Source organism: Herbaspirillum sp. 3R11, assembly GCF_004563925.1.
GTDB lineage: Bacteria > Pseudomonadota > Gammaproteobacteria > Burkholderiales > Burkholderiaceae_D > Herbaspirillum.
Genome location: NZ_SPNJ01000002.1, coordinates 597,477 through 622,272, shown reverse-complemented (window position 1 = coordinate 622,272; position 24,796 = coordinate 597,477). Strand labels below are relative to the sequence as shown.

Genomic DNA, 24,796 nt, shown 5'->3' with positions numbered 1-24,796 from the left:
ATGACCAACGTTTCCCTACGCAATCGCAATAAGAAGATCCACCCGGCGCTGAAGCCGGCCTGCGTCGCCGTGCTCACCGCCTGGTGCGGTCTGACGGTGTTGCCGGCGCACGCACTCGATGCCGGCGCGCTGCCGACCAATGGCAAGATCGGCGCCGGCGACGGCAGCATCAGCCAGAGCGGCAACAACATGACGATCACGCAAATCACCGATCGCATGGCCATTGACTGGAAAACGTTCAATATCGGCAGCGGCGCAACCGTCACCTTCTCGCAGCCGACCCCCTCCTCGGTGGCGCTCAATCGCGTGGCCTCGGGCGACGCCTCGCAGATCCTCGGCAAGCTCAACGCCAACGGCCAGGTCTACCTGATCAACCCGTCCGGCATCCTGTTCGGCGCCGGCTCATCGGTCAACGTCGGCGGCCTGGTGGCGTCGACGCTGAATATTTCCGACGCCAACTTCATGGCCGGCAAGAACATCTTCGATCTGGAAGGCGCGACCGGGTCAGTCATCAATCAAGGCAACATCACTGCAGCCGACGGCGGCTACGTCGCCTTGCTCGGCGCGCAGGTGCGCAACGAAGGCAACATCATCGCGCGGCTCGGCAGCGTGGTGCTGGCGGCCGGCGAAAAAATGACGCTCGACTTCAACGGCGACGGCCTCATCAACGTCGAAGTCAACAACGCCACGCTCAACGCCAACGTGCTCAACAGCGGCTTGCTGCAGGCCGACGGCGGCGCGGTGATCATGACCGCACGCGCTACCGATGCGATGCTGTCCAATGTGGTCAACAACAACGGCGTGATCGAAGCGCGCAGCCTGCAGAACCGCAACGGCAGCATCCTGCTCGACGGTGGGGATTCCGGCGTAGTCGCCAACAGCGGTACGCTGAATGTGTCGGGCCTTAACAGCGGCGAGACCGGCGGCAGCGCCAAAGTCCTCGGCCAATACGTAGGCCTGTACGACGGCACCCGCATCGACGCATCCGGCGACGCCGGCGGCGGCACCGTGCTGGTCGGCGGCAATTATCAAGGCAGCGGCACGGAGCATCAGTCCGACGCCGTCTTCATGGGCGGCGACGCCACCATCAAGGCTGACGCCGTCAACAGCGGCAAAGGCGGCACGGTGGTGTTGTGGTCGACCGGCAGCACGCGCTTCTATGGCGACATCAGTGCGCAGGCAGGAGGCGCGACAGGACGCGGCGGCAAGGTGGAAACCTCGGGCCACGATCTTCAAGCCAGCGGCCTGGTCCACGTCGGCGCGGCGTCCGGACAGGGCGGCGACTGGCTCATCGATCCGTACAATCTCAACATCACCAGCGCCGCCAGCGTCAACATGACGTCGTCCTCGCCCTTCACTTCGAGCGGCGCGGCCAACTCCACGCTGAGTTCGGCGACGCTCAACGCCTCCTTGTCGGAAGGCGCCAACGTGGTTGTCCTCACCGCTGCCGGCAGCCCGACCAACGGCGGCGACATCAACGTGCTCGACGACGTCAAGGCGGTCGGCAATTCGTCGCTGACCTTACAGGCGCATCGCAGCATCAACATGACCAATCATGTGATCAGCAATGCCACCGGCAAGTCGCTCAACGTTTCCCTGATCGCCAACTTCGGCAATACCGGCAACGGTTCGATCGCACTGTCCGGCAGCACCATCTCCACCAACGGCGGCAACCTCACGACCAGCAGCAACACGATCAACGTTTCCGGATCGACCATCGACGCCGGCGGCGGCAACATCAACATGGTCGCCAACCAGGCCAACGTCTCCGTTGCCACCGATGCGTTCGTGGTAACCGGCGGCAGCCGCATCGTCACCAACGGCAGCGGCTCGATCGTGGTGGACGGCACCACGCTGGGCAGCGGCAACGGCACGCGTATCTTCAGCACCAACAACACCATCGCCGCCACTGGTTCCGGCAACCTGACCGTCAGCGGCAACGCCAGCTCGGGCTTCGGCGTGCTGGTCTGCTCGACTGCGGCGACGTCGTCGCAGACGCTCACCGTCGGCAGCGGCAACCTGACGGTCAAGGCCAACAGCGGCGGCTTCGCAGGCGCAAGCCGTGGCGTCTACCTGGCCGCCAGCGGCACCGGTTCGGTCACGCTCAACGCCACTGCGGGCGGCGCCATCAACGTCAACGGCAGCAGCACCGGCAGCTACGGCACGGTGCTCAACTCCACCGGCGCCAGCTCGGTGATCAGCATAGCGACCACCGGCGACATCAACATCACCGGCAATACCTCGGGCGGCACCACGCCGGCGCTGGCGCTGATCGCGTCCGGCAATGGCACCAGCTCGGCGGCCGGTTCGCAGGTCAACGTCACCAGCACCGCCGGCAACGTCACGCTGACCGGCAACAACACCGTGATCAACAATTCGAGCGGCTCGTTCAAGGCCTTGTCGATCGACGTCGGTGGTCAGTATGCGGCCGTCAACATCAAGACCACCACCGGCAACATCAGCCTCAACGGCACCAGCGCCTCGGGCCGCGGCGTCGACATCGCGCCGTCCGCGCTGAACGCCATCGTCAACGTCGGCGCCACCAGTGGCAACATCGCCATCAACGGCAACAGCACCAACAGCTTCGGCGGCTACGGCATCTTCTTCAATTCAAGCGGCAGCGCCATCGGCGTCAACGTCACCACGGTCAACGGCGACATCACGCTGCGCGGCGACTCAGTCGGTACCTCGGATGCGATCGCGCTGGGCGGCAACGGCACCGCCTCGGTCAACAACATCTCGTCGCAGGGCGGCAACATCACGCTCAACGGCAACTTCCATTCGCCCAACGTGCCCGAGCTGGATCACGGCATCGCAATCCTCGGCGTGACCAACAAGATCCAGACCACCGGATCCGGCAACGTCACGCTGATCGGCAATGCCGCCGACCAGGGCGACGGCGTCAGCTTCTACAGCAGCGGCAACGCGCTGGTGAGCGTGGAAAACGGCGCCCTGAGTGTGACCGGTTCCAGCGTCTACGGCGACGGCGTGAGCATCCTCACCGGCACCAACGCGCTGCGCGCCACCGGCAGCGGCTCGGTCACGGTGACCGGCACGTCGACCAACGCCGGCGGCATCACTATCTATCCGTCGACCAATGCCAGCAGCACAATCATCTCGACCAATACCGGCAAGCTGACGCTGGACGGCACCAGCGGCAGCGCGTCGGGCAGCGCCGGCATGACGATCCGCAGTCCGAGTTCGGGCGCGGCAGCCGGCGTGAATATCTCGTCGAACAGCGGCGCGATTGTATTGAACGGCACCGCCAAAGGCAGCGGCGACGGCATCGCCTTCGTCGGCAGCAGCACCAACGGCTTCAACACCATCAGCACCGGCGGCAGCGCCGGCATGACGCTCAACGTCAGCAGCAATGGCGCTGCCGGAATACGCTTTACCGGCGGTACCAATTCCCTGAAGGTGGTCGACGGCGTCTTGCTGGTCAACGTCAATGCACCCAACGGGGCGCCGATCGTGCAAAGCGGTGACGCCACCACCTTTGCCGCCAGCGGCAATGGCGTGGTGATCTACAACTTCGGCCGCGGCATCAGCAACCTGCTGACCAATGTCGCCACGGCGCCGACCACTGCAGCACTGCAGACCGACCAGACCGCCAACGCCTGGAACCGACCGAGCGGCAACAGCAACGTGTTCTCGCCGTTCAACGAAAGCGCGCGCCGCCTGACCATCGACGTCGCCACAGCCGGTCAGGCCGGCGAACCGACCGGCAATTCATCCTCATCCAACTCCAGCACTCAAGGTAACGACAATGCTCAATAAACCTCTCTCCCTTCGCATCGCCACACTGGCGTTGGCGGCCATGACGTTGGCCAATGCCGCCTATGCCGCACCGGCCGGCAAGAAGTCGCCGTACCACGATTACTTCTACTTCCTCGGCGAGATGAACAAGGCCTCCACGGTGATGGTGATCGAGAACAAGATCGTGCCGCCCGAGCTCGGCAAGAAGATCGTCTCGGCAGTGGACCAGGTCATCAAGAACGGCGACCTGCCCGGCGCCAAGCGTCCGTCCGATTACCTGCAATACGAACCGCTGATCCTGGCCATCGCCGGCCCCGACGGTTCGCGCATGCACTCCGGCCGCAGCCGCCAGGACATCCTGTCGACCAACCGCCGCCTGATGCAGCGCGAGCGCACGCTGGATCTGATGGAAGCGATGAACAAGTCGAAGGCGGAAGTGCTGGAGCTGGCCGAGAAGAACCTCGACACCATCGTGCCGGCCTACACCAACGGCGTGCAGGCGCAGCCGACCACGTTCGCCCACTATCTGCTGGCGTTCTCCTCGGCATTCGGCCGCGACAGCGCCCGTCTGCAGGAATCCTATGCACGCCTGAACCTGAGCCCGCTCGGCGCCGGCGCGCTGGGCACCTCAAGCTTCCCGGTCGACCGCAAGCGTCTGGCGGAACTGCTCGGCTTCGATGGTCCGATTGAAAATTCCTACGACGCCGCGCAACTCGGCGCGCTCGACCAGGGCATGGAGCTGGTGAGCCTGTGCAGCAATGCCGCGCTGACCATCGGCATCCTGATGCAGGACTTCCACACCCAATATCACCAGCCCTATCCGTGGATCATGATTCAGGAAGGCCGCCTCACCGGCACCAGCAGCATCATGCCGCAGAAACGCAACCCCTACGGCCTGAACGTGCTGCGTCTGCAGGCCAGCGACATCGTCGGCGGCGCCATGACCTTCCAGCTGGAAGCGCACAACGTCTCCCCCGGCATGCCCGACTACAAGCGCGACCAGGTGGAGAAGACACTGGAGCTGACCTCCAACGCCTTCGTCAAGCTGGCCGACCTGCTCGACAACCTGGTCATCGACAAGGCGCGCGCGTTGCAGGAAGTCGATGCCGACTATTCGACCACCACCGAGCTGGCCGACATCCTGCAACGCGACTCCGACGTGCCGTTCCGCGTCGGCCACCATTTCGCCTCCGACCTGGTGACCTACGGCCGCACCAACAAGATGAAACCGGCCGATATCCCGTTCGACGTGGTGCAGCAGATCTATACCGAAGCGGTCAAGAAATTCGACTTTGAGCGTAACCAATTCCCGCTGACGCAGGAACAGTACAAGAAGTCGCTGACGGCGCAGAACATGCTGGATTCGAGCAAGGGTCTGGGCGGCCCGCAACGCGCCGAAGTCGAGCGCATGCTCGGCGTGGAAAAGAACAAGCTGGCCAAGGATGTCGCCTGGCTCGATCAGCAGCGTAAAAAGCTGGCGGCGGCATCGGCCAGACTGGATCAGACGTTCTACAAGCTGGGTAAATAAATCAGCCAGCGAGCAGAACAGGAAAGACTTTCGAGAGAAAGAAGTGGAGTAGTAGCAGAAGTAGGTTTTCAGTCCCGGCCAGTCCGGGACTTTTTTATGCGCGCAAGGCCTGCGTCAGGCGTTCACGATCGAGCGCCTTGTCCCACGCGCAGATCACCACGCAGGCCAGACAATTGCCGATGACATTGCTCAGCGAGCGGCATTTCATCAGCCGTTCCACGCCGAGCAGCAGGACGATGCCGCCCACCGGCACGATCTGCAGCGTGCTCAGGGTCGCCGCCAGCGCGATGAAGCCGGAGCCGGTCACGCTGGTGGCGCCCTTGGACGTCAGCATGCAGATCGCCAGCAGCGACAGTTGCTGCCACAGGCTCACCTCGATGCCGCCGGCCTGCGCCAGGAACAGCGCCGCCATGGTGAGATAGATGTTGGTGCCGTTGAGGTTGAAGGTATAGCCGGTCGGCAGCACCAGCCGCACCACCGCGCGCGAGCAGCCGAGGCGTTCCATCTTTTCGGTCAGTCCGGGCAGCGCCGCCATGGATGAGGTGGTGAAAAACACCAGCAGCAGTTCTTCCTTGATGAAAGCGATCAGGCGGAAGATGTTGACGCCCGCCACGCGCGCGATCAGTCCCATCACCAGGCAGATGAAGGCAATGCTGGCGAGATAGATCGCGCCGACGAAATGCAGCAGCGGCAGCACCGACCCCACGCCGTAGCGTCCGATGGTATAGGCCATGGCGCCGAACGCGGCCAGCGGCGCGACCTTGAGGATGATGTTGATCATCCCGAACAGGATGCGCAGATTGGCTTCGATGAAATTGAGCAGGCTGCGGCCGCGCTCGCCCATGCGCGACAGCGCAACGCCGAACAGCACTGCCAGCAACAGGATCTGCAGGCTGCTGTTGCGCGTGAACGCTTCGAAGAAGCTGTTGGGAATGATGTTGAGCAGGAAGTCCGCCACGCCCGAAGTCGACAGTTTCGCCGCGTAGTGCGCGCCGTCGGCGACATGCGACAGGTCGAGATGGGAGCCGACGCCAGGTTGCAGCAGGTCGGCGGCGAGCATGCCGAAACCGAGCGAGACGAAGGTCATGATTTCAAAATAGACGATGGCCTTGCCGCCGACCTTGGCGGCATGCATCTTGTCCTGCATGCCGGCGATGCCCGACACCACCAGCGCAAACATCACCACGCCGATCAGCATGCCAATCAGGCGCACGAAGCCATCGCTGAGCGGCTTCATCTGCACCGCCAGCTGCGGATCGGCGTGGCCGAGCGCGATGCCGATGGCGATGGCGACGACCATTTGCAGGAAGGCGTTTTTGTAGAGGGGTTGCTTCATTGGTTGCCTGGCTGGTTAGGCGTCAGGCGGTCTCCGGGTTGTATTTTGTTAGTTTATTGATTGGGTGAAATTTTATACGTTTGGGGGAAGGTGCGGGGGATGGAGGGGATGAGGGGTATCCGCAATTGTGGGTTCTTGTTTTGTTCCGACTTTGATTCGTCGGTAGTTTGAATTGTTCTTTCTTCGATCGACCCTTCGCCGGGGGTAGCCCGGCAGCTACTCACTTTCTTTGTCTCGCCAAAGAAAGTAAGCAAAGAAAGGCGACCGCGGGATCCAGGTCCTTCGGACTTCCCGGTGCTGCGAAGCAAAAAATGGGAGGGGAAACAAACTCGCTGCGCTCAGACAAGTTTCCCCTCTTTTTCCATTTTTCGCATCGCATCACCGGCTGGCTCCAAGCGGAACGGCCAAACTGGCTCGCTGCGCATCGCCAGGGCGACGGAAGTGGAGCGACGGTCGAAGTTCTTCGCCATCACTCAAAAAAAAGAAAAAATGAGAATCACGATGCCGAAGGCGAGCCACCCAAGGCAATGCGAAGCGAGCCGAAAAAAGAATTCCGCTTATGAGTCGCCGTTGGTGACGTGCTCAAATCGGATAAAGAAGGGAAACTTGTCTGAGCGCAGCGAGTTTGTTTCCCTTCCCGATTTGAGTACGGCGCCAACGGGAACCCCAAAGGGGCGGCGAATCGCGGTCGCCTTTCTTTGCTTACTTTCTTTGGCGAAGCAAAGAAAGTGAGCGGCTGCCGGGCCGCCCCCGGCAACCACGGTCGTCCGAAGAACACCAAGCATCAACATCTCAGAAGAAAGTTGAAACAAAAGACCAGATGTAAAATGTATCCACATCCAGAATCCCAAACCCAAAATAGATAACAACAATGGAACTCCGCCACCTCCGCTACTTCCTCGTAGTCGCCGAAGAACAGCACTTCACCCGCGCCGCGGAACGGCTGGAGATGCAGCAACCCCCGCTGAGCCACCAGATCAGGATGCTGGAAAAGGAGCTCGGCTTCGACCTGTTCCGCCGCCACCCGAAAGGCGCCGAACTGACCGCCGGCGGCGCCGCGTTCCTGCAGGAAGCCAAAGCCATCCTGCGCAGCGTCGAACTGGCGTCCGCCAAGGCCGCACGCGCGGCGCAAGGTTTTGAAGGCACCATCGTGATCGGCTTCACCAGCTCGGCCGCCGCGCATCCGCTGATCCCCGGCATCATCCGCGCGTATCGCGACGCCTACCCCGGCGTGCACCTCGACCTGCGCGAAGGCAACGCGGCAGAGCTGACGGAAGAGATCGAACAAGGCAAGGTCAATCTCGGCTTCCTGCGCGCACCGGTCAGCCAGCCGCGCGGCATCGGCTTCCTGCAATTGCTGGACGAAGAAATGCTGCTGATCCTGCCGATGGGACATGCACTGCTGGAGAAGCAGCAGAAAGGCGACATGCCGACCGTGTCGCTGCGCGCGCTGGCCGACGAACAATTTATCCTGGTGCGGCGACACGGTGCGCCGGGCATGTATTCAAACCTGATCGAGGCGTGCGAAAACGCCGGATTCACGCCGCACATCGCCTCCGAAGTCGAACGCATGCTGACCAACATCAGCCTGGTCGCGGCAGGCGGCGGCATCTCGGTGGTGCCGGCGTCGATGAAGGATTTCCATCGCGACAGCGTGGTGTACTGCCGTATCCGCGACGCCAAGCCGGCGCTGGTGGCGCCGATCACACTGGTCAGCCGCACCGCCAGCATCTCGCCGGCGGAAAAGAATTTCCTCGACCTGGCGAAGAAGATCACGCGCCAATACAAGAAAAATTAAAAGAGATGGAAGTTCAGGACGACGCCGGCAAATCGCTGCTGCTGCGGATGCAGTCGCGGCCTTGCGCCTTGGCAAGGTAGAGCGCCTTGTCGGCGGCGCGCATGAGCTTGTCGGCAGCGTCGACATCGCGGATCGGCACGAACGCGCTGACGCCGGCGCTGATGGTGACGATGCCGGCCTCGTTGCCTTCATGCAGCAGGCCCAGCTGGCGCACCGCCATGCGGATCCGTTCGGCCACCGCCATCGCGCCGGCTTCGTCGGTGCCAGGCAGCAGGATGCCCACTTCTTCGCCGCCGTAACGCGCCATCAGATCGCCCGGACGCGCCTGCTGCGCCTTGATCACGCGACCGACCTTGCGCAGGCACTGGTCGCCGGCGAGGTGGCCGTAGATGTCGTTGTATTGTTTGAAATGATCGACGTCGATCATCACCAGCGCCAGCGAAACGCCATTACGCATGGCGCGGCTGAATTCTTCCTGCAGGCTGAGATCGAACTGGCGACGATTGGCGAGACCGGTGAGATCGTCTTCCAGCGCCAGCCGTTCCAGCGCCTTGTTCATGCTTTCCAGATTGACGCGCGCCTGGTCCAGCTCCATTTCCGTGTCCTTGCGTTCGCGCATGAGCGAATTGAAGGCGCTGCCGAGGTCGCCGATTTCATCTTCCCGATACGACAGCGGCACTTCGTCATACGTCTTGGAGGCGCGGATTTTCTGGATGTGGCCGTGCAGCCGGTGCAGAGGATCGATCAGGGCCGACATGATCAGCCAGGCCAGCCAGCCGGCCAGCGCCGCCAGCGACAGCGACACCAGCAAGGCCTTTTCCTGCATGTCGCGAATCGGCTGGAAAGCATCCTCCTGCAGATAGATCGAACCGATGATCCAGTCCGTCGTCTTCATGCGCTTGAACGAAAACATCGCCGCCTGGCCGCTTCGGTTGGTGCCTTCCATGCTGCCCTCAAAGCCGGCCAGCGCCTGTTCCGTACCGCCGCTCTTGCCGCCGGCGCTGTCGGCATGCTGCAGGATGCGCGCCTTGTCGATGTGGTCGACGATGACGCCCTTGGCGGTGATGATGTAGATGAAGCCGGTCTTGCCGACCTTGGTGCCGGTGAACTGGCCGAGAAAATTGGCTTGCTGCAGGTCGATGGCGGCAACGAACACCATCTCGATGTTGCCGCTGTCGTCGAACAGCGGCTCGGTCATCAGCACGATGGCGCGCTTGGAAATCTGGCTGCGCAGCGGCTCGGAAATCACGCCGTGCTTCAACTCCAGCGTGCGGCGCATGTATTCGCGGTCGGCCACGTTGAAACGGCCGATGGCGCTGGTATCGTTGAAGTTGGCGAGCAACTGACCGTCGGCGCCGAACACCGAGAAATTGAAGAACGCCTCGGTCAGGCTGGTGTGGCTGGCGAGGTAGACCTGCAGCAGGTGCGGGTCACGCCGCGCTTCCGGCGGCAGGCCTTGCAACAAGGCGCGCAGGGTGACGCGGCGCGTGTGGAAGCTCTCGTCCAGCGCGGTGGCAACCATCTTGATCGTGGTGTACTGCTGCACGCCGATCAGCGCCTTGATGTCGCGCTTCATGACAGTCAGCGAGACTGCCACGATCACCGCGGTCGTCACGAGGACGGCAGCGACCACGACCATGATGACCTTGGCCTTGAGCGTCCATTTGACTCGCAACAGATTGTTCAAAATGTTTTTCTTCTCGGAAATACCGATGGATTCTGTCCAGAAACCGGCTCAATGGTACCCGAGTTTGCACACGGCAATCCCCGGAAGACCTTGCAAAAAATTCATGAATTTATGGATTTCCACAAGGAAACAAACCGTATCAGATCACCTGCAAAGCCTGCAGCAAAGGCAGCCGCTCGACGAAGAAACGCTGCGCCTGCAAACTCAGTTCATCGATGTTGGCCTGCTCGTCCTCAAGCCGCACGCCGTCGCGCACGATCTTCTTGCCGCCGGCAGAGATGTGCCGCCAGACGAAGCCGACGATGGCGTCCGGCGTCTCCTGCCCTTCCAGCACCGCCAGCATGAACAGTTGCTGGATGCGGTCGGCCGGCACGCCGCCGCCGGTGACCGGGCTGGCCAGGTGTTCGATGTCGCCGTCGGCGTAGCCGTGCACTGCCTGCGCGATCAGGTGGCGGTTCAGCGCTGCGCTGCCGTCGCGGCCGTGCAGGATGTCGGAATCCGCCTGCACCGGCGCGGCATGGCCGTTGCCGATCAGCATCATGACTGTGTCGAGCACTTGCTGCAGGCCGAGGTTGCGGCTGCCGACGATGCCGGCGATCTCGCCCAGCGAATGCGGCAGGCCGTCGGCCAGCACGGCGATGACCGGGCCGTAGATATGCTGGTTCAGCGTGATCTCGGAGGACACCGTCTTGAGCGTCATCGGAATTTGGTCGGGGATGGTCAGCAAGGTCACCCGTTGTTGCGCCAGCAAGGCCTGATGGCTGGAGGCGTCCAGCGCCTGCGCGCCGCGCACCCAGTAATCGCGGCGGAATTGCTGGTTCACCATGAAGTCGCGCACGCTCTGGCGCAGGTGGCGATCATCGACGGCGTCGCAGAATTCGCGCTGCGCCGGCGTCAGGTTGGCCATGTCGAGATGGTCGCGGAAATCCGCCGAGCAGGCGAACTCCAGCCCGGCGCCGGACCAGATCGCCGCCATGTCGGCGAAGGATTCGACATGCCAGTCGCGGTTGAAATATTCATGCGCCAGGTAATGCCGGCTCTGTTTCTTGAGAATCGCGATGCGTTCCTGCATGAAGGGGTTGGCGCGCGCATAGACCGGATCGGCGGCGAACATGCGCTCGGCGAAATCAAGCGCCGCATCGATGCGTTCGGCGCTGCCCTTGCCGGCGTTGGATGGCATGTCGACATGGCGCAGCAGCAGGTCGCGCAAGGGCATGAAAGCCGCCCAGCCGGGCTGGGTGTTGTAGCTGACGTAAAGCACGCCGCCGAGCTTGAGGCGGCGTTCGACGAAGTCGCGGATGAGCGCGCGGTTGTCGGCCGAGACCCAGCTCCAGATGCCGTGCATGGCGATGAAATCGAATTGCGGCAGATCGTCGCGCGTGCAGAAGCCGGCGAAGCTGGCCTGCTCCAGCTGCGCGCCGTTGCGGGCCGCCTGCGCCAGCGTCTGCGCATGCGCGGCCTGAGCGGCGTTGAAGTCGTTGCCGTACCAGGTCACCGGCGATGCGGCGGCGTGGATGTTGATGCTCAGGCCCTGGCCGAAGCCGAGTTCGCAGGCGGTGCGCACCAGCGGGCTGTCGAGGCCGGCGGCGGCGAACGCCAGCTGCAGCCGCGCCGGATTGAGTTGCGGATAGTAGCCGTGGGTATAGCCGATGTCGGTGACGTAGCCGTCGGTCCAGTTGCCGTTCATGGGGTCTGTTTTTTTCTGATGGCGGAATTCGCAGTGTCGCAGAATCGCGGCGCTGCGTCTTTCCTTACTCTTCTTACTCTTACTGGTAGCCGGCGATGCCCAGCACGCTTTCGTACTCGGCGATCGTCACCGCGCCCGACGGTGCGCCGAAGGCGCTGCCGGTGCTGCGGATGTGCTGCGCAAAATTGCGCATCATGTGCGTGTACGCCAGCGTCGCCGAGATCGGAAAACTCAGCACGCGGAAACCCAGCGCCTCGAACTGCGACGCGGTCAGCGGCGGCGTCTTGCCATCGACGGCGTTGAACATCAGCGGCGTATCGATGGCGGCGATGGCCTGGCGCATCTCTTCTTCCGACTGCAGCATCTCCAGCAGCACCAAATCGGCGCCGGCGGCGGCGTAGGCCTGGCCGCGTGCGATGGCCTCGTCGAGGCCGAGCGGAATGCGCGCGTCGGATCGGCCGATGATCAGGAAGTCGCGGCTCTTGCGCGTAGCGACGGCGGCGCGAATCTTGTCGGCGTGTTCTTCCTTTGAAATCAGCGCCAGGCCTTTCATGGCGCCGCATTTCTTGGGCGTGACCTGGTCTTCCAGGTGGATCGCCTGGACGCCGGCGGCTTCGTAGTCGCGCACCGTGCGCACGACGTTGTTGAGGTTGCCGTAGCCGGTGTCGGCATCGGCGATCACCGGCACCTGTACGGCGGTCGCGAAGGCGCGGCCGCGCTCGACCATTTCGCTCATGCCGAGCAGGCCGATGTCGGGCGCGCCCAGCAGGCTGGCCGAGAGGCCGTTGCCGGTCATGTAGACGGCTTCGAAACCGGCCTGTTCATAGATGCGCGCACCGAGCGCGTCGTGGCAGCCGGGCGCCACCACGATGCCCGGTTGGCGCAGGCGCTGCGCCAGTGTGATCGTCACTTTCTGTGTCATGTCGTTTCCTGCAAAAAAATTGCGCCGCCAGTGACGGCGGCGCGGTGTTCATGTAATCAGACTTGCATGGTCTTATTCAGGCGCGCGGTCGTTCCTGATCTTGAGCGTCGAACACAGCACGAAGCCGATCATCGGACTGACCGCCAGCACCAGCAAAGCCATCGAAAAACTGTGCGTGGTTTCGCGGATCCAGCCTACCAGATACGGGCCGATGAAGCCGCCGATCTGCGCGAAGCCGTTGATCATGGCGATGCCGCCGGCCGCTGCGGCGCCGCTCAGGAATTGCGTTGGCAGCGTCCAGAACACGCCCAGCGTGGCCCACAAACCCATTGCGGCGATGCAGATCAGCACCAGGCCCAGCACCGGCGACGGCACCAGCGCACTGGCTGCCAGGAACACGCCGCCGAACAGGCCGGCGCAGGCGGTGTGCATCTTGCGCTCGCCGGTGCGGTCGGAACTGCGCGCCACCAGCACCAGGCCGACGGCGGCGCAGATGAACGGAATCGCCGAGACGATGCCGGTCTGGAAGTTGTTGAGGCCGCCCAGGCTCTTGACGATCTGCGGCAGCCACAGCACCACGCCGTAAATCGCCACGGCGTTGAACATGTAGATCAGCGTCAGGATCCACATGCGCTTGTCGCGGAAGATTGCGCGGAATTCATGCTGCGCGTGCACGGCGTTCTTTTCCTGTTCGGCGGCCAGGGTGGTGGTCAGCCAGTGACGCTCCTCCTGGTTGAGCCAGTTGCCTTGTTCCGGACGGTCGACCAGGTAAAAGAAGGTCACCACGCCCATGATGATGGCCGGCACGCCTTCCAGGATGAACATCCATTGCCAGCCCGCGAGACCGAACCAGCCGTGGGTCGAGCTGAGCAGGTAACCCGACAGCGGCGCGCCGACCACCGACGACAACACGGTCGCCAGCATGAAACCGGCAACGGCTTTGCCGCGCTCCTTCTTCGGGAACCAGTAAGTCAGGTACAGCAGCACGCCCGGTGCGAACCCTGCTTCGGCCAGGCCCAGCAGGAAGCGCAATGCATAGAAGCTCCACTCGCCCTGGATCGACGCCATGGCGCAGCCGACGATGCCCCAGGTGACCATGATGCGGGCGATCCAGATGCGCGGACCGACCTTGTGCAGGATCATGTTGCTGGGGATTTCAAATGCGATGTAACCGAGGAAGAAAATCCCCGCGCCGAGACCATAGACCTTGGCGCTGAGGCCGAGGTCGGCGTTCATCGTCAGCGCGGCGAAACCGACGTTGACGCGATCGAGGTAGTTGATCATGAACAGGAAGAAGCAGTACCAGACGATCTTGCGATGCAGCTTGCCGATGACGCGCTTGCCGATTTCGGTCCCGGCGTCCAGCGCGCCGGCCGATGCTACGTTGGCGTGAGCCATGTTGTCTCCTTGAATGAGGTTTGTTGTCAGAGCGGCATGTCGAGACGCCGCCTGCCCCCGCGTTGTGCTTGCGCTGGTACTTTTGCTTGCGGGGAAGCCAAATTATAGCGAGATACCGATTGGAAGGTAGAAAGGTCTGACCAATTTGAATGAAACGGACGCAGTAATGCCTTGGCCGGCACAAATTTAAACATTTAGCCCACAGATAGACATACCTGCGCAGCCGTTACCAGCCTAGAATGCCGGGCACCCACAACAAGAAAACGCCCGCCATGCCGAGCAACAAGATTCTGCTTGCCGCCACGATTGCCATGCTGATCTGGCTGGCCGCCTACCTCCGTCCGGAATTCGGCTTCTGATTCTGCGCCGGCCCGTTCAGGGCGGCAGTTGCCGCACCGGGAAACGCATGACGAACATGGCCCCGCCCAGTTCGCTGCTGCCGACACGGATGCTGCCGCCGTGGCGCGCGACGATTTTTTTCACGATCGACAAACCCAGACCGTAGCCGCCGGTGGCGCGATCGCGGCTCTGGTCGAGCCGGTAAAAAGATTCGAACACGCGCTCGCGCTCGGCCTCCGGAATGCCGGCGCCGTCATCTTCCACCACCAGCGTCCATGCATCCGGCGCCGCCAGTTCGGCGCGCACGCGGATGACCGAGCTTGCGTGTTGCGCAGCGTTGCGCACCAGGTTGGAATAAGCGCGCGCCAGGGTGCGCGCTTCAGTGACCACTGTCGTGAGTTGCGGATCGACGCTACAGCGCAATTCCAGTTTGCCCAACGCCAGCGCTTCCGTGGTGACGCCGCAGGTATCGCGCAGGAATTCCGGCAAGGCCACGGTCTCGGTGAAGACACCCTGACGGTCGTGTTCCAGCATACCCAAGGTGAGCAATTCGGCGACCAGCGCCTCGAGTTCTTCGACGTCCTTGCGCAGGCCGAGGATGCGGTTTTCGGTGGCCGTATCCTGCGCATGGTGCTGCAGGATGTCGAGGCCGAATTCGAGTCGCGACAGCGGCGTGCGCAACTCGTGCGAGACCGCATTGACCATGTCGCGCTGCGCATGGATCAGCTTGCCGATGCGGTCGGCCATGCGATCAAAGTGACTGCTCAGTTGGCGGATCGACGAGCGTCCCGACAGGCCGACGCGGGCGTCCAACCTGCCGCCGCCGAAACGCGCGGCCGCCAGGCGCAGCTTTTCCAGGTCGCGCCAGTGCGGGATCAGCCAGATGCAGACCGCAGCCAGGATGGTGCTGAAGATCAGCGCGTAGGCCACCACCTCCACCATCGGCAATTCTTCCAGCGACTGCACCCGCACCAGTCCGCCGTCGTCGAGCTTGACGTAGACCACGCAGCATTTACTGCCGGTGATTTCCCAGCCGACGCGATATTGCGCCAACTGTTCCTGCACCAGCGGCGGCAATTGCTCCAGCGTCTGTACGGGGCGGCTGTAACGCTGCGGCGCGGCTGCGCGCAACTGCGTCAGCAAGGCCTCCTGTTCGGCCTGGCCGCGCCCGGACAACAGGCGATTGAGCATGAAGCTCTCGCCGTTGAAACCGGCGCGCACGGCCTTGGCAAACTGGCCGGCGAACAGATGCGGGAAGCCATAGTTGACGACGAGGATGGAGGCGATCACGAGCGCCGCAATGACGAGGTACAGGCGCACCAGATTACGGAGCATTCAATCCTCCCATGCGATCGGACTGAACAGATAACCGCGGCCCCACACCGTCTTGATCTTGCGCGGCTCCTGGGCATCGTCGTTGAAGCGTTTGCGCAGGCGCGAGATGCTGACGTCGACGGTGCGGTCCATGCCATCGAAGTCGATGCCGCGCCAGCGCCGCAGCAACTCGTCGCGGCTGAGCACCTTGCCGGCAGCCTGCACCAGGATCACGAACAGGTTGTAGTCGGACGTCTTGAGATCGATCTCTTCGCCCTTCCAGCACACCTGGCGCGCGGCGAGGTCGATCTGCAGTTCGCCGAATTGCAGCTGGCGCACTTCGGCGACTTCGGGCTGGCCTTCATGGCGGCGCAGGATGGCGCGCAGATGCGCCAGCAGCAGACGCGGCTGCACCGGTTTGAGCATGTAGTCGTCGGCGCCGATTTCGAGGCCGGCGACCTGATCGAAAATATCGGCGCGCGCAGTCAGCATCATCACCGGCAGCGACGAATCCCTGCGCAGCTGGCGGCAGATGTCCATGCCGTCCATGCCGGGCAGCATAAGGTCGAGGATCACCACGTCAGGTTTTTCGCGTGCGATTGCGGCCAAGGCCTGATCACCGCGCAGCACCACCGCTACTTCAAAATCATAGCGGCACAGATATTCCGATATCAATTCGGCAAGACGGACATCGTCTTCGATCAACAGTATTTTTTTCATCCCTGATTGCTTTCCAATGAGCTTGGCGCTCGCTTCCCGTGCGCATGATAGCCGCGTCGCAAGACCGTGTGCGGGCGCATTACAAACAAACACATGTTGACACATGGCCGCACATTTTCCCCACCAAACTCCCACAGACCTCGCCGCCGCAGATGCCGACAATGGCGCTCATTCATCACAGGAGAAACCATGACGCATCCACATCGCCGCATCGCCATCGTAGCGAATGCAGCCGCAGCGGCCGCCCTCACAGCGGCCGTTGCCATTCCGGCATCGGCGCAGCAAACCGCCGCCGCAAACAGCGACACCAAAATCACACTGGGCCTGGGCGCGGCCTACATGCCGCGTTATGCCGGCAGCGACGAATACAAGGCCGCCGCGCTGCCCGTCATCAGCGTAGTCACACCCTGGGGCGGCTTCATCGACGCCGGCGAAGGCATCGGCTATCGCCATACTTTCGGCGACAAGTTCATCGCCTCGGCGGCGCTCGGCTACGACGCCGGCCGCAAGGATTCCAACCAGAACTTCAAACCAGGTTCCGACAAATTGAAGGGCATGGGCGAGGTCAAGGGCGCGGCGCTGCTCAACCTCAGCCTCGGCTATCGCCTCACGCAGAACCTGACGCTCAGCGCCGGTGCCTCGCAGCCGCTCAGCAACCGCGATCGCGGCCGCAACTATTACGCCAAGGTCGATGCCACGGTGATGACCATGCCCAGGGACAAACTCGCCGTGGCGGGTAGCGCACTGTTCGGCAGCGACGATTACAACCAGAGTTATTTCGGCGTCACCGCCAATCAGAGCGCAACCAGCGGCTTCAAGAAATATACGCCGGGTTCCGGGCTGTATGCGGTCAAGGCCGCCATTACCTGGACCCATCGTTTCGACGACAACTGGTCGCTGCTGGCCGCTACCGAAGCGACCCGCTACATGACGAAAGCCGGCGACAGCCCGATCGTGAAGGCGCGCACCAACTACGGCACCATGGCGGCCGTGAACTACACCTTTTGACGTGCAGGAATCCGCCGGCGGGAAGCGCGGCGCCTGAGATGCATGCGTGATCGAAACTCAGTTCAATTCAGTTCATGAAGGGGCGTGCACTACGTCCTATCTCCTGATGAGTTCGATCGGGGTCCAGGCGCCTTCCCTGATCTGATACACCGTATAGCTCGGATTGATCAGGTTGCCTTTTTCATCGAACGAGATAAGCCCGGTCACACCCGCATAGCGGATGCCGCGCAAGGCCGATTCGATTTTTTTCGGTTCCAGGGAATTGGCCTGCCGCAGCGCCTCCGCCAGCACATGGACGGCGTCATAGGATGCCGGAGTGTAGGGAGTGATACGCGATTGGAACTGGCTGGAAAAACTCTTCTGGAAAGCCTTCCAGCGCGGCAGTTTATCGAGCGGGATCCCCGGCGAAACAGCGAACACATCAATGCCGCCGAGCGCCGCCTCCTTCATCGTTCCCGGGTCGACGGTGACTTCGGCGAGCATTATCTTTTTCGGGAAACCCAGCCTGCGCAAACCGGCGAGCAGACTCTCGCTATGGTTCAAGCCGCCGGAATACAAGCGACCCGCATGGAAGATGAGATCGGGCCTGGTCTGCCTGACCATCTCCAGCGCCGGGGCATAATCGGAGGTCTTGTTGCTGATGGTGGCGCGGCCGACAATGCGGCCGGAATTTTCACGGGCATACACGCCGAACTGATCCGCCATCGCGCTACCGAACACCGTGCCGTCGTCGATGACCATGATGCGTTGCGCCCGCAAGGTTGTTATGGCATAAGCGCCGATATGACCTGACCGTATGCCGTCGTGCCCGACCATGCGGAAGGTATTCGACAAGCCTTGCTGGGTAAACTGGCTGCCGGTCGACGACGGGCTGATCTGCACGATTCCCGCATCGCTGTATATGTTGGAGACTGCGATACTGGTTGCGGTGTTCCAATGCCCGATCACGGCGACGACTTTGGAAGCGACGAAATACCGGGCAGTCAGGACGGCGATGTTGACGTCCGCTTTGTCGTCATGATCGAGCAATTTCAAGATGACTTTTTGCCCGGCGATCTGGAGAGGGCGCGCATTGATTTCGCTGATGGCGAGCAATGCCGCGTCGCGCGCACTTTGGGCCGGGCCTTCCACCAGCGGACCGGCAAAACCGATCGCTACGGTTTTGATATCGTCGCCGGCGACAACTTTGCTTGCCGGCATGCAACAGAGGACCGCTACTAACGCGCTCAGCACAAAAAACTGGGATTTCATGAAATGAATCCTCATTGCAATGCGATAAAAACCATCATAAACGAATTGAAAGAATTACAAATTTTTTCTGGAATCCGTCGCTCGCAGCAGACAATGAGGCAATCGGCGCTATAGTGTGGCGCTTGTCCAACCATCCTTGACTGAGGACGACCATGACCACGCCCTCCTCCCACCTTGTCGCCCTGCGCGACATCGTCCGCCAGTTCGCCGAAGAACGCGACTGGCAGCAATTCCACACCCCCAAGAACCTGGCCATGGCCTTGTCGGTCGAAGTGGCCGAACTGGTCGAACACTTCCAGTGGCTCAAGACCGGTGAACAGGATGAACTCGACGATGCGAGTCGCACCGGCGTGCGCCACGAACTGGCCGATTCGCTGGTCTACCTGATCCGCCTGGCCGATCGCCTCGACGTCGATCTGTACGACGCCGTGATCGAGAAGATGCAGCTCAACCGCGAGAAATATCCGGCCGACAAGGTCCGGGGGCAATCGCGCAAGTACGATCAGTATTGAAGCCTGTATCGAAGCCGAATCGTCGAGCCGGATTAGAATAGACGGCTTCGCCCCACCGGAAATCACCATGAAGCAGTCCCTCGTCCGCGCCGCCTTGCCTTGCTTGTTGGGCGGCTTGCTGTCCGTCGCCGCGTTGCCGGCGCATGCCGACATCAACGGCGCCATCAACGCCTACAGCGAACAAAAGTATGACGCCGCCTACCGCGAGTTTTCGCAACTGGCCACACAGGGCGACAACCGCGCCAAGTCCTTCCTCGCGCTGATGACCTTGCGCGGCCTCGGCACCGCACGCGACGTCAAGCAAGGCGCGAAGCTGGCGCGCGAATGCGCCGAAGGCGGCGAGCCAACCTGCGCCGCGATATACGGCGACCTCAACCTGCCGGGCAAGGGCTTGCCGGTCAACTTCCCCGAAGCGCGCGCATGGACGCGCAAGGCAATCGCCGGCGGCGACCAGCGCGCCGGCTTCGGCCTGTGGCAGGCCTATACGCTCGATCCCGACAACCAGTTCATGGTCAACGGCAAGGGCGACGACCGCAAGTACAACGACATCGCCCGTCGCAGCATCGCCGAGCGCGGCGACCAGATCGAAGCCATCGACGGCCTAGCCGGCGCCGCTGCCGCCGGCTACCTGCCGGCGCGACTGATGCTGGCGAACTTGCTGCTGGAGCAAAGCGGCGCCGGCACCACCAAGCAGATCCGCACGCTGCTCGACGGCATCCCCGACCTGTCGCCGAATTATCAGAAATACCTGGCGCTGGCGCAGCAGGTGGACACGCTGGGGCCGTCTCGTGCAGCGCCCAAACTGATCGCCGACGCCATCCCCACCGTCATGACCGCAGCCGGGCTGGCGGCGGAACGCAGCGGCACGCCCAACTCGACGCAGTGCAAGGATTTTCGCCTGATGTCGATCAAGGACGTGAGCGCCGTGGGCGACGCCATCTGGCTGCCCCTTAAGCAACCGCTGGTGGCCGGCACCTATCCGGTCCAAGGCCGCTGGACTGAAAACTGGCACGTTTACTTCTGTGGCGCCGAACGCGTCTTGCGCATGCAGTTCACCGTCGACGGCATGGGTGGCGCGTTTTACGAGGCCAAGTCCTGAGCCGGAGCCGGAGCCAATCTTGCACGATGATTCAGGCTATGATGGCGACCACTCAACCACGCACCGATACCTTACTCAGCTTCCATGAAAGCATCGCGCCCCGCCGAACCGTCTGAAACGCTCGACCAGGGCGTCTACGAAGCCATCTTCAACGGCGTCATGCACGGTCGTCTGAAGCCCGGCACGCGCCTGCAGGAAGCCAGCCTGTGCGAGCAGTTTGGCGTCAGCCGCACAGTGGTGCGCCAGGCACTGCGGCGCTTGTCGGAAGTGCAGATCGTCGACATCGTCGCCAACAAGGGCGCCGCCGTCGCCACGCCCAGCCCCAAGGAAACCCGCGACGTCTTCGCCGCGCGCCGCGCCATCGAAGGCGCCATCGTGCGCGAAGCGGCGCGCCGCATTGAACATGGCGACGTCGAGCGCCTCAAGCAGCGCCTGCGCGCCGAACACGACGCGCTGCATGAGCAGGACCACCCGCGCTGGGTGGCGCTGGCCGGCGGCTTCCATCTGGCGCTGGCGGAGTTGTCCGGCAATGCAGTGCTGCAACGCATGCTGACCGAACTGATGACGCGCTGCTCGCTGATCGTGGCCTTGTACGAAGCGCCCGGCGAAGCCAGTTGCGAACACGACGAGCATGCGCGCCTGGTGGAACTGCTGTCGCTGCGCGACGGCAACGCCGCCGCCGATGAAATGGAGCGCCATCTGCTGGCGCTGGAAGCGCGGCTGCAATTGCCGGCCTGACTCTTTCCCTTACCCATTCATTCCTTCATTCCCTTTGCTCCTTTTTGCGCGCCCGCGCTTGGTGCAAACACGTCTTTTGCACCAAAATCAACAAATGTATACAATTTAATATATACAAATAACTATATATAAATCAATTAGTTAAATACTTATAATGGCTGGCACTTAATTTGCATGTATACAATTCAAGGGCGCCCCCCCCCGCCCCGACCATTGTCCATCCATGCAAGGAGCCTTCCGCCATGAAACGTCGTCAATTTCTGCTCGCCTCGGGCGCAACCGCGCTGTCCGCCCTGTCAACCTTGTCCGCACCGGTCATGGCCGCCACCAGCGCGCCGCGCCTCAAGATCGGTTTTATTTATCCGGGCCCGGTCGCCGACATCGGCTGGTCGTTCCAGCACGATCTGGGTCGCCGTATGCTCGAGCGCGAATTCGGTGCGCGTATTGAAACCGTGTTTGTCGAACGCGTGCCGGAAAGCCCCGAAGCCGAACGCGTGATGCGCCAGCTGATCGACGACGGCTGCAAGATGATCTTCGCCACCTCGTTCGGTTTCATGAATCCGGTCATCAAGGTGGCGGCGGAATATCCCGACGTCATTTTCGAACACTGCTCCGGCTACAAGAGCGCGCGCAATGTCGGCATTTACCAGACGCGCTTCTACGAAGGCGCCTACCTGCTCGGCACCATCGCCGGCCGCATGACCAAAACCAATACGCTCGGCTACGTCGCGCCGATCCCGATTCCCGAAGTGATCCGCAACCTCGACGCCTTCGTGCTCGGGGCGCGCAGCGTCAATCCAAAAGTGACGGCCAAAGTAGTCTGGATCAACTCCTGGTACGACCCCGGCCTGGAACGCGACGCCGCGCAGACGCTGGTGGCGCAGGGCGTCGATACGCTGTACCAGAACACTGACTCGCCGGCGCCGGTGCAGGTGGCGCAAAGCCGCAAGCTGTACGCCTTCGGCCAGGACTCGGACATGACGCGTTTCGGCCCCGACGCGCACCTCACCGGCAACGTCCTGAATTGGGGCGTGTACTACGTCCACAAGGTGCGCCAGGTGCTGGAAGGAAAGTGGAAATCGGAGGATACGAAATGGGGTATGAAGGAAGGCATCGTGCAGCTGGCGCCGTTGAATCCCGCGCTGCCCAAGGACGTCGTCGCGCTGGTCGAACAACGCCGCAAGGCCATCATCGCCGGCACGCTGCAACCGTTCGCCGGCCCCATCAACAACCAGGCCGGGCAGCTGCAGGTGGCCGCCGGCAAGGCCGTGCCCGAGTCCGAGCTGTGGACCATGAAGTGGTACGTGGAAGGCATACAAGGAAAACAACCATGACGGAAATCGATTTCTCGGCGCTGGGCGTCTACCAGCGCTACAAACTGATGGCCAGCCTGATCGTGCCGCGGCCGATCGCGCTGATCACCACGCTGGGCGAAGACGGCACCATCAACGCCGCGCCGTTCAGCATGTTCAACATGCTCGGCGAGGATCCGCCGATCGTGATGGTCAGCATCAATCGCCTTCACGACGGCCGCCTCAAGGACACCGCCGCCAACATCCTGCGCACCGGCGAATTCGTGGTGCACCTGACCGACGAGGCGATGTGCGAACAGATGCATGCCTGCGGCGACGCGCTGCCGTCGAGCGTGAGCGAACTAGCGCATGCAGGCCTGCATGCGGTGCCGTCGCAAAGCGTCGCGCCGCCGCGCATCGCCGAAGCGCCGGTGGCCTTCGAATGCGTGCTGCACGAGAAGCTGGAGACCGCCAGCCGCTACATTTTCATCGGCCGGGTAAAATGGCTGGCGGCGCGCGACGGCTTGGTGGACACCGAACTGTGGCGCGTGCGTTTGCAGGACTACCACCCGGTCGGCCGTTTCGGCGCCAGTTTTTACGTCAAGACCAGCGAGCGGTTTTCGCTGGAGAAGGCGCAGGCCAGTTCCACTCCCATCGACGAAATGTAAGAACAATAAAATGAACATGACATTCAACGACAGCGACAACAAGGCCATGCGACTGGCCATCGAAGCATCAAGGGAAGCGCTGGCCGACGGCGACATGCCCTTCGGCGCGACGCTGGTATCGGCCCAGGGCGAGATCCTGCTGATCTCCGCCAACAACCAGAACAGTGCCGCCGATTGCACCGGCCACGCCGAAATGGTGCTGGTGCGCACCGCGCAAAAACAGCTGGGCCTCGGCGCCCTGCGCGGCAGCACCGTCTACGCCAGCGGCGAACCCTGCGCCATGTGCTGCGGCGCGATGTTCTGGGGCGGCGTGAAGCGTGTCGTGTATGCCGCCTCGACCGCGCAGATCGCCGAAGCATTGGGCGGCCCGCTGCTGCCGTTGCGCAGCGCCGAGGTGCTGGCCTCGGCCACGCCGGCAATGATGGTGGACGGGCCGTTGATGGGCGATGAAGCGTTTGCTGTGCTGCAGCGTTTTGTGCCGGATTGACTGCTTCATACTTTCGTTTCACGAGGAAAAATAATTTCTTATTGAAAATATTTCCGTAAAAACATGCCATCGCTACAAGTGTAAATTTCATCCGTCTCGCTTCAGAAAACGGCAAGCCTGTCGTTACCGGGAATACCTTCTGCTCAGAATGTTGCTAAACAGGCTGCGCAGAAGACCAGTTTGATTAGCCCGTTGCCATGAATCGAGTCCACGCCCATGAAGATGCCTGATATGTCGCCGCATGATTTTTATCAAGTGAACGCATCACATGCATTCGGCCTGCTCGCTTCGTCGGCGGAACTGCGCTTCGAGCGCCTGACACGTCTGGCCAAGCGGCTGTTCAACGTGCCGGTTGCCTTCGTGAGCCTGGTGGAGGCGCATCGTCCATGGCCGTTGCAAAAACACGATGACGGCCGCCATGCCTTCGCCGCCGCCGATATGCTGGTGGTGCAGGACACCGTGCTGGACCAGCGCTTCCAGGGCAATCCGCTGCGTATGGGCGAATCCCGCGTGCGCTTTTACGCCGGCTGCCCGATCCGGGTCGGCAACGGCGATCAGCTCGGTACGCTGTGCCTGATCGACGACCAGCCGCGCGCCTTCGATGACGACGACCAGGCGCTGCTGCGCGATCTGGCAAAAATGGCCGAGCAGGAATTGTTCGCCATGGAACTGGCGACCGTCGATGAACTCACCCGCATTCCCAACCGGCGCGGCTTCGAAGCCATGTCGGAGCAGGCGCTGAGCCTGTGCAAACGACTCGACAAGCCGGTCTCGCTGTTCTATTTCGACCTCGACCTGTTCAAGCAGATCAATGATCGTTTCGGCCATGCCGAAGGCGATCGCGCGCTGCAGGATTTCAGCGCGATCCTGTCACGCAGTTTCCGCCAGTCCGACATCGTCGGCCGCCTCGGTGGCGATGAGTTTGCGGCGCTGCTGCCGAACACCGGCAAGCAACAGGCCGAAGTTGCGCTGCGCTTCCTGGAAAAAGCAGTGAAGCAGCATAACCGCAGCGCCAAACGCCCCTACAAGCTGTGTTACAGCGTCGGCCACGTCGACAGCGACGCCGCCACCTCGATCGCTGAATTGATGCAACGCGCCGATGCGCGCATGTACGAAGACAAGAAGCAGCATGGCCATCACCGCAGCGGCAGCGGCGCCTTCGCCGCGCTGCTCGACATGTTGTTGCCGCTGCAGCGCAAATACCGCCACTGAGCGGATCCTCTCTCCGTTTCCCCATGCGGCCACAGCCGTTCTTG

Annotated in this window: 21 protein-coding genes; 12 read left to right on the top strand and 9 right to left on the bottom strand. The window is 62.3% G+C overall.

The window, feature by feature from the left end; genetic code table 11:
- Together E4P32_RS11085 and E4P32_RS11080 are read left to right on the top strand one after the other, a co-directional pair.
- Positions 1-3,777 carry a filamentous hemagglutinin N-terminal domain-containing protein gene (locus tag E4P32_RS11085; protein WP_116434150.1) on the top strand — a complete coding sequence of 1,259 codons (3,777 nt, stop codon included), beginning with the start codon at positions 1-3 and terminating at the stop codon, positions 3,775-3,777.
- A complete protein-coding gene (locus E4P32_RS11080; RefSeq protein ID WP_167735776.1) occupies positions 3,767-5,284 on the top strand; it encodes an argininosuccinate lyase in 1,518 nt (505 codons plus the stop codon). Before E4P32_RS11085 ends, E4P32_RS11080 begins: the two co-directional genes overlap by 11 nt.
- Positions 5,285-5,378: 94 nt before the next feature.
- Here E4P32_RS11080 and dctA read toward each other — a convergent pair whose 3' ends face one another.
- Entirely contained in the window at positions 5,379-6,620 is a 1,242-nt protein-coding gene (gene dctA, locus E4P32_RS11075; RefSeq protein ID WP_116434152.1) for a C4-dicarboxylate transporter DctA, read from the bottom strand.
- 311 nt (positions 6,621-6,931) lie between these two features.
- Here dctA and E4P32_RS11065 point away from each other — a divergent pair, with 311 nt between their 5' ends.
- Positions 6,932-7,183, top strand: coding sequence for a hypothetical protein (locus tag E4P32_RS11065; protein WP_135008737.1), 252 nt, complete (start codon positions 6,932-6,934; stop codon positions 7,181-7,183).
- On the opposite strand, the gene E4P32_RS11060 is transcribed toward E4P32_RS11065, so the two are convergent.
- Entirely contained in the window at positions 7,178-7,492 is a 315-nt protein-coding gene (locus E4P32_RS11060) for a hypothetical protein (protein WP_116434154.1), read from the bottom strand. The genes E4P32_RS11065 and E4P32_RS11060 overlap by 6 nt on opposite strands.
- On the opposite strand from E4P32_RS11060, the gene E4P32_RS11055 reads away from it, so the two are divergent.
- Positions 7,492-8,418 (top strand): LysR family transcriptional regulator, encoded by a 927-nt coding sequence (locus tag E4P32_RS11055; RefSeq protein ID WP_116434155.1) that lies wholly within the window; start codon positions 7,492-7,494, stop codon positions 8,416-8,418. The genes E4P32_RS11060 and E4P32_RS11055 overlap by 1 nt on opposite strands.
- 13 nt (positions 8,419-8,431) lie before the next feature.
- Here E4P32_RS11055 and E4P32_RS11050 read toward each other — a convergent pair whose 3' ends face one another.
- The 6 genes from E4P32_RS11050 to E4P32_RS11025 all read right to left on the bottom strand — a co-directional run bounded on the left by E4P32_RS11050 (position 8,432) and on the right by E4P32_RS11025 (position 16,485).
- Positions 8,432-10,105 (bottom strand): GGDEF domain-containing protein, encoded by a 1,674-nt coding sequence (locus tag E4P32_RS11050; RefSeq protein ID WP_116434156.1) that lies wholly within the window; start codon positions 10,103-10,105, stop codon positions 8,432-8,434.
- Positions 10,106-10,244: 139 nt separating this feature from the next.
- Positions 10,245-11,792: a class I SAM-dependent methyltransferase gene (locus E4P32_RS11045; RefSeq protein ID WP_116434157.1), complete on the bottom strand. Its 1,548-nt coding sequence runs from the start codon at positions 11,790-11,792 to the stop codon at positions 10,245-10,247.
- Positions 11,793-11,871: 79 nt separating this feature from the next.
- The gene (locus tag E4P32_RS11040) at positions 11,872-12,714 is read right to left on the bottom strand and encodes an isocitrate lyase/PEP mutase family protein (RefSeq protein ID WP_116434158.1); all 843 of its coding nucleotides are present in this window, start codon (positions 12,712-12,714) and stop codon (positions 11,872-11,874) included.
- Between the two features lie 72 nt (positions 12,715-12,786).
- A complete protein-coding gene (locus E4P32_RS11035) occupies positions 12,787-14,112 on the bottom strand; it encodes an MFS transporter (RefSeq protein ID WP_116434159.1) in 1,326 nt (441 codons plus the stop codon).
- Between the two features lie 375 nt (positions 14,113-14,487).
- Positions 14,488-15,786: an ATP-binding protein gene (locus tag E4P32_RS11030; protein WP_116434160.1), complete on the bottom strand. Its 1,299-nt coding sequence runs from the start codon at positions 15,784-15,786 to the stop codon at positions 14,488-14,490.
- Complete coding sequence (locus E4P32_RS11025) at positions 15,787-16,485, bottom strand: response regulator (protein ID WP_116434161.1); 699 nt, start codon at positions 16,483-16,485, stop codon at positions 15,787-15,789. It abuts the gene before it with no gap.
- A gap of 189 nt (positions 16,486-16,674) precedes the next feature.
- On the opposite strand from E4P32_RS11025, the gene E4P32_RS11020 reads away from it, so the two are divergent.
- Positions 16,675-17,493 (top strand): MipA/OmpV family protein, encoded by an 819-nt coding sequence (locus E4P32_RS11020; RefSeq protein WP_158559719.1) that lies wholly within the window; start codon positions 16,675-16,677, stop codon positions 17,491-17,493.
- Positions 17,494-17,589: 96 nt separating this feature from the next.
- On the opposite strand, the gene E4P32_RS11015 is transcribed toward E4P32_RS11020, so the two are convergent.
- Positions 17,590-18,744 carry a branched-chain amino acid ABC transporter substrate-binding protein gene (locus tag E4P32_RS11015; RefSeq protein WP_158559720.1) on the bottom strand — a complete coding sequence of 385 codons (1,155 nt, stop codon included), beginning with the start codon at positions 18,742-18,744 and terminating at the stop codon, positions 17,590-17,592.
- Positions 18,745-18,896: 152 nt separating this feature from the next.
- On the opposite strand from E4P32_RS11015, the gene E4P32_RS11010 reads away from it, so the two are divergent.
- The 7 genes from E4P32_RS11010 to E4P32_RS10980 all read left to right on the top strand — a co-directional run bounded on the left by E4P32_RS11010 (position 18,897) and on the right by E4P32_RS10980 (position 24,752).
- Positions 18,897-19,256, top strand: coding sequence for a nucleotide pyrophosphohydrolase (locus E4P32_RS11010; protein ID WP_116434164.1), 360 nt, complete (start codon positions 18,897-18,899; stop codon positions 19,254-19,256).
- Positions 19,257-19,323: 67 nt separating this feature from the next.
- A complete protein-coding gene (locus E4P32_RS11005; protein WP_116434165.1) occupies positions 19,324-20,355 on the top strand; it encodes a sel1 repeat family protein in 1,032 nt (343 codons plus the stop codon).
- Positions 20,356-20,439: 84 nt separating this feature from the next.
- Entirely contained in the window at positions 20,440-21,093 is a 654-nt protein-coding gene (locus E4P32_RS11000) for a GntR family transcriptional regulator (protein ID WP_116434166.1), read from the top strand.
- A 242-nt stretch (positions 21,094-21,335) separates the two neighbouring features.
- Positions 21,336-22,427 (top strand): BMP family ABC transporter substrate-binding protein, encoded by a 1,092-nt coding sequence (locus tag E4P32_RS10995; RefSeq protein WP_116434167.1) that lies wholly within the window; start codon positions 21,336-21,338, stop codon positions 22,425-22,427.
- Positions 22,424-23,053, top strand: coding sequence for a flavin reductase family protein (locus tag E4P32_RS10990; protein WP_116434168.1), 630 nt, complete (start codon positions 22,424-22,426; stop codon positions 23,051-23,053). Before E4P32_RS10995 ends, E4P32_RS10990 begins: the two co-directional genes overlap by 4 nt.
- A 10-nt stretch (positions 23,054-23,063) precedes the next feature.
- Complete coding sequence (locus tag E4P32_RS10985; RefSeq protein WP_233526630.1) at positions 23,064-23,540, top strand: nucleoside deaminase; 477 nt, start codon at positions 23,064-23,066, stop codon at positions 23,538-23,540.
- 216 nt (positions 23,541-23,756) lie between these two features.
- Complete coding sequence (locus E4P32_RS10980; RefSeq protein WP_116434169.1) at positions 23,757-24,752, top strand: sensor domain-containing diguanylate cyclase; 996 nt, start codon at positions 23,757-23,759, stop codon at positions 24,750-24,752.
- Positions 24,753-24,796: the final 44 nt, after the last annotated feature.

What these genes read in the sequence shown, in the direction of transcription:
- E4P32_RS11085 (WP_116434150.1), top strand. Translation starts at nt 1, where the DNA reads ATGACCAACGTTTCCCTACGCAATCGCAATAAGAAGATCCACCCGGCG.
- E4P32_RS11080 (WP_167735776.1), top strand. Translation starts at nt 3,767, where the DNA reads ATGCTCAATAAACCTCTCTCCCTTCGCATCGCCACACTGGCGTTGGCG.
- dctA (WP_116434152.1), bottom strand. Translation starts at nt 6,620, where the DNA reads ATGAAGCAACCCCTCTACAAAAACGCCTTCCTGCAAATGGTCGTCGCC.
- E4P32_RS11065 (WP_135008737.1), top strand. Translation starts at nt 6,932, where the DNA reads ATGGGAGGGGAAACAAACTCGCTGCGCTCAGACAAGTTTCCCCTCTTT.
- E4P32_RS11055 (WP_116434155.1), top strand. Translation starts at nt 7,492, where the DNA reads ATGGAACTCCGCCACCTCCGCTACTTCCTCGTAGTCGCCGAAGAACAG.
- E4P32_RS11045 (WP_116434157.1), bottom strand. Translation starts at nt 11,792, where the DNA reads ATGAACGGCAACTGGACCGACGGCTACGTCACCGACATCGGCTATACC.
- E4P32_RS11040 (WP_116434158.1), bottom strand. Translation starts at nt 12,714, where the DNA reads ATGACACAGAAAGTGACGATCACACTGGCGCAGCGCCTGCGCCAACCG.
- E4P32_RS11035 (WP_116434159.1), bottom strand. Translation starts at nt 14,112, where the DNA reads ATGGCTCACGCCAACGTAGCATCGGCCGGCGCGCTGGACGCCGGGACC.
- E4P32_RS11030 (WP_116434160.1), bottom strand. Translation starts at nt 15,786, where the DNA reads ATGCTCCGTAATCTGGTGCGCCTGTACCTCGTCATTGCGGCGCTCGTG.
- E4P32_RS11025 (WP_116434161.1), bottom strand. Translation starts at nt 16,485, where the DNA reads ATGAAAAAAATACTGTTGATCGAAGACGATGTCCGTCTTGCCGAATTG.
- E4P32_RS11020 (WP_158559719.1), top strand. Translation starts at nt 16,675, where the DNA reads ATGACGCATCCACATCGCCGCATCGCCATCGTAGCGAATGCAGCCGCA.
- E4P32_RS11015 (WP_158559720.1), bottom strand. Translation starts at nt 18,744, where the DNA reads ATGAAATCCCAGTTTTTTGTGCTGAGCGCGTTAGTAGCGGTCCTCTGT.
- E4P32_RS11010 (WP_116434164.1), top strand. Translation starts at nt 18,897, where the DNA reads ATGACCACGCCCTCCTCCCACCTTGTCGCCCTGCGCGACATCGTCCGC.
- E4P32_RS11005 (WP_116434165.1), top strand. Translation starts at nt 19,324, where the DNA reads ATGAAGCAGTCCCTCGTCCGCGCCGCCTTGCCTTGCTTGTTGGGCGGC.
- E4P32_RS11000 (WP_116434166.1), top strand. Translation starts at nt 20,440, where the DNA reads ATGAAAGCATCGCGCCCCGCCGAACCGTCTGAAACGCTCGACCAGGGC.
- E4P32_RS10995 (WP_116434167.1), top strand. Translation starts at nt 21,336, where the DNA reads ATGAAACGTCGTCAATTTCTGCTCGCCTCGGGCGCAACCGCGCTGTCC.
- E4P32_RS10990 (WP_116434168.1), top strand. Translation starts at nt 22,424, where the DNA reads ATGACGGAAATCGATTTCTCGGCGCTGGGCGTCTACCAGCGCTACAAA.
- E4P32_RS10985 (WP_233526630.1), top strand. Translation starts at nt 23,064, where the DNA reads ATGAACATGACATTCAACGACAGCGACAACAAGGCCATGCGACTGGCC.
- E4P32_RS10980 (WP_116434169.1), top strand. Translation starts at nt 23,757, where the DNA reads ATGAAGATGCCTGATATGTCGCCGCATGATTTTTATCAAGTGAACGCA.